Consider the following 5,435-nt stretch of genomic DNA (forward strand, 5'->3'; position numbering starts at 1 on the left):
CTCGACCCCCCAGACCGGGACCAGGACCCCGGCCCACGCCATGTCGATGAGGTTGGTCAGCGCGACCATCACGGTGATCCCGACCAGGACCCGGTCGCCCCGGAGGAACGCCCAGCCCTCCCTCAGCTGCTGGAGGTACGACGTCTCCTCGACCGGCTCGACCGGCTCGACCGGCTCGGCCTCCGGCGCGCCCGCCCGGGCCAGGTCCGCGGTCGCCCACGCGAGGACGAGCGCGGAGAGGCCGAAGCTGGCCGCGTCCACGACCAGGGCGTTCGTCGGGCCGATGGCGGCGACGAGGCCGCCACCGACGCCCGCCCCCAGCAGCCCGGCGGTGCGCTCGACCGTGGAGTGCAGACCGGTCGCGCGCTCCATCGGCACGGCCGCCTCGCTGACCAGCCGCGGGACCAGCGCGTGCTTGGCCGCGTCACCGGGACCGCGCAGGGCGCCGGCCAGGGCGACCAGACCCAGGAACACCCCGAACGGCAGCCAGCCCAGCAGGTGCAGCAGCGGGATCGAGCCCACCGCGAGCACACTGCCCAGGTCGCAGGTGATGCTCACCCGGCGCGCGCCCACGCGGTCGATCACCGGTCCGCCGAGGACCTTCGTCAGCACCAGCGGCAGCATCTCCGCGAGCGCCACGAGCCCGGTCTTCTCGGCGCTGCCGGTGGTCGTGTAGACGAAGAACGGCAGTGCCACCATGGAGATCCGGGTGCCCGTCAGCGAGATGGCCTCGGAGGTCAGCCAGCCGTAGAGCGGGCGCCGGCCGGCCACGGGAGCGGTCATGACGGAGGGCTCGACTCCGTGCCGGGCCGCGGGTAGGCCTGCATGACGACCAGGAAGTCACCCACGCCCTCGGTCTCGTCGTCGTCCTCCTCGACGTCCTCGACGAGCGCCTCCATCGCGGCGACCAGGGCGGCGGCCTTTCCCGGGGTCACGCGGACCATCCAGTCGCTGAACCTCGACGCCTCGCGCCACGGATCCGGCAGCAGCTCGTGCTCCTCGACGGCGCGCTGCAGGAGCTCGGTCTGCACCACCGCGATCGCCTGGAGGAACGCGTCCTGCGCCGACCGCTCGTCCGCGTTCCTCGGGGGCTCGGTCGTGGTCGACTGGTGCGCGGCCTGCCACCAGCGCTCGCGCCCGTTGCCGCGGTCGACGTCGTCGACGACGAAGCCGTGCTGGTGGAGCTGCCGGAGGTGGTAGGAGGTCGCACCGCTGTTGAGGCCGAGCCTGACGGCCAGGCTGGTCGCGGTCGCGGGGCCCTCGGCGCGGAGGAGTCCGAGGATCCGGAGCCGGACGGGATGGCTCAGGGCGCGCAGGCCCTCGGCCCCTGGGGTGATCCGGGTCAGCTCCATGGCCGACACCCTAGAACCACAAAGAAGCATTTGCAAAGATTTCTTTGCGGATTGCTCCCGGAGACGAAACACGGTGGTGACCGTGGCGTCCTTAGGGTGGGGCGGTGTCCACCAAGGTCGGCCTGACCCATCGCACGACGTACTCGTTCGCGCGCCCGGTCGAGGTGGGCCCGCACGTGGTGCGTCTCCGCCCGGCGCCGCACTGCCGGACCCCCATCGAGGCCTACTCGCTCGAGGTCACGCCGAAGAACCACTTCCTCAACTGGCAGCAGGACCCGTTCGGCAACTGGCTGGCCCGGCTGGTCTTCCCCGAGAAGGTGACGACGCTCGAGATCACCGTCGGCCTGGTCGCGGACCTGATGGTGATCAACCCGTTCGACTTCTTCATCGAGGAGTACGCCGAGCAGTTCCCCTTCGCCTACGAGCCCACGTTGGCCGCCGACCTGGCGCCCTACCTCCGCCCCGTCGACGACAGCGTGGCCGCGGCCGGATGGCGCGAGACGCTGCCTGAGCCTCCCGAGGGCGGCACGCCCACGGTGCAGTTCCTCTCCGACCTCAACAGTGCCGTCCACCGCGACGTCGCCTACGACGTGCGGATGGAGCCCGGCGTCCAGACCCCTGACGAGACGCTGGCCCGGCGGATCGGGTCCTGCCGGGACAGCGCGTGGCTCCTGGTCAGCCTGCTCCGGCAGTACGGCCTGGCCGCCCGGTTCGTGTCGGGCTACCTGGTCCAGCTCGCGCCCGACGCCTACGTGACCGAGGCGAACGACGGCCCGGCCGGGCCGACCGCGGACTTCACCGACCTCCACGCCTGGGCCGAGGTCTACGTCCCCGGGGCGGGCTGGGTCGGCCTCGACCCGACCAGCGCGCTGTTCGCCGGCGAGGGGCACATCCCGCTGAGCGCCACCCCGCACCCCAGCAGCGCGGCACCGATCGAGGGCGCGACCGAGCCGGTGGAGGTCACCTTCGGCTTCCTCAACGAGGTCACCCGGGTGCACGAGGACCCGCGCGTGACGGCGCCGTACAGCAAGGAGCAGTGGGCCCGGATCGACGCGCTCGGACACGCGGTCGACGCCCGCCTGGACAGTGGCGACGTGCGGCTGACGATGGGCGGTGAGCCCACCTTCGTCTCCCGGGACGACATGGTCAGCGACCAGTGGAACACCGATGCCGACGGTCCCGAGAAGCGCGAGCTCGCGAGCCGGCTGGCCGAGCGGCTCCGCCAGACGTACGCCGCCGGCGGCGTGGTCCACCGGGGCCAGGGCAAGTGGTACCCGGGCGAGCCGCTGCCGCGCTGGAACATCGCGCTCCAGTGGCGCACCGACGGTGTGCCGCTCTGGCAGGACCCCCAGCTGTTCGCCGACCCGTGGAGCGAGGCCGGCGCCGACCCCGAGGCCGAAGAGCGCACGGAGGCGCTGGCACGACGGATCACGCAGGTCCTGGGCCTGCCGGCCGAGCAGCTCCGGCCTGCGTTCGAGGACCCGTTCGCCGCGCTCGCCGACCACGTCCGGCAGCCGCACGGCGAGCAGCCGGACCAGGGGGCCGACGACCCCGAGCCGGCACTGGTGGCCAAGCTCGACGCCGACGTCACCGAGCCGACCGGCTGGGTCCTCCCGCTGGTCACCGGCGAGGAGTGGACGAGCCCGGTGTGGCGGTTCCGGCGCGGCCGCCTGGTCCTCACGCCGGGCACCAGCCCGGTCGGGCTCCGGCTGCCGCTGGACTCGATCGCCTGGAAGGACCCGGAGTACGCCGGGGAGCCGTCGTACCTCGAGGCGGGGCCGCCGCTGGAGCCCAAGGTCCCGACCGTCTCGCTCTGCGACCCCGACGGCGTCCCCACCACGGCGCTGGCGTTCGAGGCCCGTGACGGCCACGTGCACGTCTTCCTGCCGCCGACCGAGCGGCTCGAGGACTACACCGACCTGCTCCGGCTGGTCGAGGTGGCGGCCCGCAGGCTCGGCGTACCGGTCGTGCTCGAGGGCTACCCGCCGCCGCCGGACCCGCGGCTGACCCAGCTCGCCGTCACGCCCGACCCGGGCGTCATCGAGGTCAACGTGCAGCCCACGCAGTCCTGGCCCGAGCTGCGCGACCTGACGACCACGCTCTACGCCGCCGCCCGGGCCGAGGCCCTGGCCACCGAGAAGTTCGACCTCGACGGCTCGCACACCGGCACCGGTGGCGGCAACCACCTCACGCTCGGCGGCCGGCAGCCGGTCGACTCGCCGCTGCTGCGCCGGCCCGACCTGCTGGCCAGCCTGGTGTCCTACTGGCAGCGGCACCCCTCGCTCTCCTATCTCTTCTCGGGTCGGTTCATCGGTCCCACCAGCCAGGCGCCGCGGTTCGACGAGGGCCGTCCCGAGGCGGTCTACGAGATGGAGATCGCGCTCGCCGAGATCACTCGCCTGACCGCCCAGCAGGAGGACGCGGGCGGCGAGCCGCGCCCGTGGCTGGTCGACCGGGCCCTGCGGCACCTGCTCACCGACCTGACCGGCAACACCCACCGCGCCGAGCTCTGCGTCGACAAGCTCTACAGCCCCGACTCCTCGCGGGGGCGGCTCGGGCTGCTCGAGCTGCGCGGCTTCGAGATGCCGCCGCACCCGCAGATGGCGCTGGTGCAGGCGCTCCTGGTCCGCGGCCTGGTCGCGATGTTCTGGGAGCGGCCGCACCGCGACCCGCTGGTGCGCTGGGGGACGGCGCTGCACGAGGACTTCCTGCTGCCGCACGGGGCGATCGCCGACATCGGCGAGGTCGTCGCCGACCTGCGCCGGCACGGCATCGCCTTCGAGGAGTCCTGGCTGGCGCCGTTCACGGAGTTCCGGTTCCCACGGCTCGGGCACACGACCGTCGACGGCATCGAGCTCGAGCTGCGCCAGGCGGTCGAGCCCTGGCACGTCCTGGGTGAGGAGGCGACCGCCGGCGGCACCGCCCGCTACGTCGACAGCTCGGTCGAGCGGGTCCAGGTCTCGGTGCGGGGGATCGACCCCTCGCGGCACCTGGTCACGTGCCAGGGTGTTCCGGTGCCCCTCACCCCGACCGGCTCAGCCGACGAGTGGTACGCCGGCATCCGCTACCGCGCGTGGCAGCCCTGGTCGGCGCTGCACCCGTCGATCGAGGTGCACGCGCCGCTGCGGGTCGAGGTCGTCGACACCGGGACCGCGACCAGCCTCGGGGGCGCGACCTACCACGTGGTCCACCCGGGCGGCCGGGCCTACGACCACCCCCCGGTCAACGCCAACGAGGCGGAGGCCCGGCGGGCCAGCCGGTTCGAGCCGTTCGGCCACACCCCGGGCCGGCTCGACGTGGCCGGCATGCAGGAGGCCGGCCGGCGCGCGGCCACCGCCGACTACCCGCGCACCCTCGACCTGCGGCGCGTCCCGCAGTCCTGAGACCGTCGTGATGCCGTGACCGTGCTCCGGGACTACGCCAGCGCGCTCTCCCAGCCGCCACTGATCGGAGGCGCCGAGGAGCCGGCACGCTACGACGAGGTAGTCGGCCCGGACGGCGCGCTGCGGCCGGCGTGGAAGGGCCTGGCCGAGGTGGCCGTCGCGATCACGCCGGCCGACCTGCGGCGCGTCGACGGCGACATCACGGCGTTCCTGGCCGACGACGGCGTGACCTACGCGCGTCCCGGTCAGGGGTCCGGGCCGTGGCAGCTCGACCCGGTCCCCCTGATCATCGACGCCGCGTCGTGGGCGCCGCTCGAGGTCGGTCTCGCCCAGCGGGCCGAGCTCCTGAACGCCATCCTGGCCGACCTCTACGCCGAGCAGACCCTGCTCCGCGACGGCCTGGTCCCGCCCGCCGTCGTCCTCGGGCACGGCGGCTTCACCCGGGTCGTCGCCCGTCCCTCCGCGCGCGACCCGCGGCCGCTGGTGTTCTCGGCGACGGACCTGGGCCGCGACGCCGAAGGCCGGTGGCGGGTGCTGGCGGACCGCGCGCAGGCGCCGTCCGGAATCGGCTACGCGATGGAGAACCGGCGGGTGGTCTCCCGGGTCATGCCGGAGCTCTACCGCGAGGCCGGCCTGCACCGGATGGAGCCGTACTTCTGGGCGCTGCGCTCGGCCCTGCTCCAGTCCGCCCAGGGCGACC

At 73.8% G+C, this 5,435-nt stretch carries 4 protein-coding genes; 2 read left to right on the top strand and 2 right to left on the bottom strand.

The genetic code is table 11. The features are described from left to right. On the bottom strand, window positions 1-783 hold a 783-nt coding region (locus tag JHD21_RS20130), incomplete at its 3' end, for an MFS transporter (RefSeq protein ID WP_292678949.1). After that, window positions 780-1,352, bottom strand: coding sequence for a metalloregulator ArsR/SmtB family transcription factor (locus JHD21_RS20135; protein ID WP_292678953.1), 573 nt, complete (start codon window positions 1,350-1,352; stop codon window positions 780-782). The genes JHD21_RS20130 and JHD21_RS20135, both read right to left, overlap by 4 nt. 104 nt (window positions 1,353-1,456) lie before the next feature. Here JHD21_RS20135 and JHD21_RS20140 point away from each other — a divergent pair, with 104 nt between their 5' ends. Together JHD21_RS20140 and JHD21_RS20145 are read left to right on the top strand one after the other, a co-directional pair. Next, window positions 1,457-4,735: a transglutaminase family protein gene (locus tag JHD21_RS20140; protein ID WP_292678956.1), complete on the top strand. Its 3,279-nt coding sequence runs from the start codon at window positions 1,457-1,459 to the stop codon at window positions 4,733-4,735. A 15-nt stretch (window positions 4,736-4,750) separates the two neighbouring features. Then, on the top strand, window positions 4,751-5,435 hold a 685-nt coding region (locus JHD21_RS20145; protein ID WP_292678958.1), incomplete at its 3' end, for a circularly permuted type 2 ATP-grasp protein.

This window comes from Nocardioides sp., assembly GCF_016462705.1.
Classification (GTDB): domain Bacteria; phylum Actinomycetota; class Actinomycetes; order Propionibacteriales; family Nocardioidaceae; genus Nocardioides.